This is a genomic window from Nocardia carnea, assembly GCF_029869215.1.
Taxonomy (GTDB): domain Bacteria; phylum Actinomycetota; class Actinomycetes; order Mycobacteriales; family Mycobacteriaceae; genus Nocardia; species Nocardia carnea_B.
Genome location: NZ_JARWPM010000124.1, coordinates 1 through 3,674, shown reverse-complemented (window position 1 = coordinate 3,674; position 3,674 = coordinate 1). Strand labels below are relative to the sequence as shown.

Sequence of the window (3,674 nt, the reverse complement as noted above, 5' to 3'; positions counted from 1 at the left end):
CCCGGCGGCTGTGGGGGCGCGCCCTGCCGCGGCCGCTTTGGGGGGGGTCCGCGGGCCCGGGCGCGCGCCGCCCCCGGCTGCGCCCGCTTCGTGGCGAGGTCGGCGACGCCCTTGCGGGCGAGGAACCAGCCACCCACCAGGGCGGGAACACCGACGACCACCATCGCGATCACCGCTGCCCGCTGTTCGATCTCGTCGCTGAACAGCATCAGCAGGACGACAGCGGCCAGGAAGGCCAGGGTCGCGTAGTTGGTGTACGGCGCACCGGGCAGCCGGAACTTCGGCCGGGTCACCTTGCCCTCCTGCGACCAGCGGTACAGCTTCTGCTGGCAGAGCAGGATGGCGGTCCAGGAGAAGATGGTGCCCAGCGCGGAAACGTTCAGCACGATTTCGAACGCCTGCTCGGGTACCAGTGCGTTCAGCCCCACCCCGACCAGCGCGATGGCGCCGGTCGCGAGGATCCCGACATAGGGCACCCCGTTCTTGGACATCCGGCCCGCGATCTGCGGCGCACTGCCGTTCATCGACATCGAGCGCAGAATGCGTCCGGTCGAGTACAGGCCGGCGTTCAGGCTGGAGAACGCGGCGGTGAGCACCACCAGGTTCATCATCGAACCCGCGCCGTCGATACCGATCTTGGAGAAGAAGGTGACGAACGGGCTCTCGCCGGCGGTGAACGCGGTGTAGGGGAGCAGCAGGGCGAGCAGGATCAGCGAGCCGACATAGAACAGGGCGATCCGGGCGATCACCGAGTTGATGGCGCGCGGCATGATCTTCTCGGGGTTCTCCGTTTCACCGGCCGCGGTGCCCACCAGTTCCACCGCGGCGTAGGCGAAGACCACGCCGGTGGTGACGACGATCAGCGGCAGGAAACCGGTCGGGAACCAGCCGCCGTTATCGCTGACGACGCTGAAACCGGTGGCCTGGCCGTCGATTTCGAAGCGCCCGGCCAGGAAGATCGTGCCGAGAATCAGGAAGCCCACCAGCGCGACGACCTTGATCAGCGCCGCCCAGAACTCCAGTTCGCCGAACCATTTCACCGAGATCATATTGATCGCGACGACGATGGCCAGGGCGATCAGCGCGATGGTCCACTGCGGGATCACCTCGAACGCGCCCCAGAAGTGGACGTAGGTGGCGATCGCGGTGATATCGACGATGCCGGTCATGCACCAGTGGAAGAAGTACATCCAGCCGACCGAGAAGGCCAGCTTCTCCCCGTGGAACTCACGAGCGTAGGAGACGAACGAGCCCGAGGACGGACGGTGCAGAACCAGTTCGCCCAGGGCGCGCATAATTAATAAAACTAAGATGCCGCAGACGGCTAACACCAGTAACAGCCCCGCACCCGCCTCGCGGAGGCGGCCGGCGGCGCCCAGGAACAGTCCGGTGCCGATGGCGCCACCGATGGCGATCATCTGGAGCTGCCGTGGGCGCAGCGATTTGTGATAGCCCGCATCTTCGGCGTGCAGGCTGTCCGCCGCCGGCGCCTCCTGCCCCCGAGGCTCTTGCACAGTTGTCATCCTCTTGCCTTTCGAGTGGCGCAGATCATGTCTGCGAGCAATGTACCGCTAGTTAGCGGCACGATCAACAGGTGGCCATAGGTGTAACGCGCTGGAAATCAGTCACTTTCAGGCAGAAACAGGTTTAGCCGCAGGTCGACCACATGATTGATCGCGCCGCTGTACGTCGATACGCTGTTCATGTCACTAGCTGAGGAGTGCCCAGATGGCCTGGTTCGAACGCGAGTTCATCGCCGTCCCGGAGACCGGCAAACACCAACTCGTCTACAAGTGGCCGGATGTGAACATCCGGCGGTACTCCCGCGCGATCGTCAACGCCGACCAGACGGCGCTGTTCGTGAAGGCCGGGCAGGTGCTCGGCGTGCTGGGCCCGGGCCGGCATCGTATCGACGCCGACGAACTCCCGGTGCTCGGCGCGCTGGTGGACACGTTGTCCGGGGGCAACTTCTACCGGGCCGAACTGTATTTCGTCTCCACCCGTGAATTCGCCGGGATCAAGTTCGGCGGCCGGCTGGCCGATATCGCCGATCCGGTCAGTGAGCAGATCGTCACGCTGCGGGTCTTCGGCGAGTTCGCGCTGACGGTCCGCGAGGCGCAGCAGCTGATCGTCTCGCTGGCCGGGAGCACCGATCTCCACGATCCGGCACGGATCGAATCGTGGAGCGCCGATCTCCTGCTCAAGGCCATGAAGATCGCGGTGACCAGGGGCGTTTCGCACGGCGAATGGCCGATCCTCGGGCTGTCCGGGCACCTGCCCGCGATCGAGCACGCGGTGCTGCACGAAACCAATACCGCGCTCTACGAATACGGCCTGCGCATCCCCCGGCTGGGCAATTTCGACATCACCCTGGCACCCGAGGACGCCGACCGCCTCAAACGGCTGGCCAAAGACGTCACCTATATCCGGCTGGCCGGCGATTTCCGGCAGTACGCCGCCGGTGAACTGGCCCTGGGCGCAGGACACGGCCTGGCCACCGGGCACGGCCACGACGGCGGTTTCCTCGGCGCCGCGCTCGGGATCAACGCACTGCAGCAGTCGAATCCCCCGCCCCCGGGACAGCCTCCGGCCGCCCCCGCCTCACCATGGCAGCAGCCCCGGCCGGGTACGGCGCAGCCCACCCCGCACGCAGAGCTGCCCCACGGGACCGAGGCCGGCGAGTTACCCGCCGGGACGGGGAATAGCGCGCCACCGCCCCCGGACTCCACCGGACCGGTATGCATCGCATGCGCCACGCCGAACCCAGTCGGTGCGAACTTCTGCGTCCAATGCGGTACACGCTTCGCACCCACGAGCCCGTCCTCCTGCCGCGACTGCGGAGCAGAACTCCTGGCGACGGCAAAATTCTGTGCATCGTGCGGAAGCCGCACGCACCAACCCTGAGCCACTCCCGGCCCGAACCGAATACGGCCGATCCTTCCTTCCGCCGCGGCGGCGGTCGCGGGCGCGAATGCGAGGCGCCGCCGGATACCGCCGAGCCTCGCCGCCCCAGAATTCGCCTCCGATGGACCGACCGATCGGACCGCGCCCAGCGGCACCGCCGAGCCCGGCAAGACCCGCGGAGAACCCCTGCCCCAGCCGAAACGCGCCCGGCAGCGGCACCGAGTCTCACGAGCCCCCCGGTTCCACACAACCCGAATCCAAACACGCCCAGCAGCAGCGCCGAGCCTTTCGAGGCCCCGGAGGTAGGCCGCAACAGGTGTCATAACCCCGAAACCGGACGCACCTCCGAAACCGAACGTAGCCACGGGGACGCCGAATCTTACGAGGCCCTCGAAAGCCCCACCTAACCCCGAAACCCAACGCAACCACAGCGGCACAAGTCTTACGAGGCCCTCGAAAAGCTCACATAACCCCGAAACCCAACGCAACCACGGCAGCGCCGAGTCTCACAAAGCCCACGAAGGCGCACATAACCCCGAAATCGAACGCGACCACGGCAGTGCCGAGTCCCATGAGACCCTGAATGTCCCACATGACCCCGGAACGCAACGCAACCACAGCGGCGCCGAGTCTCACAAAGCCCTCGAAAGCTCACATAACCCCGAAACCCAACGCAACCACGGCGGTGCCGAGTCTTACGAGGCCCTTGGAGGGTTTGGCCCGTCCCGGCTGTCAGCGCTCGATGCGATGCGCCGCAGGCGCGAGTGTCG

The 3,674-nt window shown here is 66.5% G+C and carries 2 protein-coding genes; one reads left to right on the top strand and one right to left on the bottom strand.

The window, feature by feature from the left end; all coding sequences use genetic code 11:
• Positions 1-1,523: amino acid permease (locus tag QH276_RS08050; RefSeq protein ID WP_280406682.1), on the bottom strand; the 1,523-nt coding region annotated here is incomplete at its 3' end.
• A gap of 205 nt (positions 1,524-1,728) precedes the next feature.
• Here QH276_RS08050 and QH276_RS08045 point away from each other — a divergent pair.
• Positions 1,729-2,904 (top strand): SPFH domain-containing protein, encoded by a 1,176-nt coding sequence (locus QH276_RS08045; protein WP_280398406.1) that lies wholly within the window; start codon positions 1,729-1,731, stop codon positions 2,902-2,904.
• Positions 2,905-3,674: the final 770 nt, after the last annotated feature.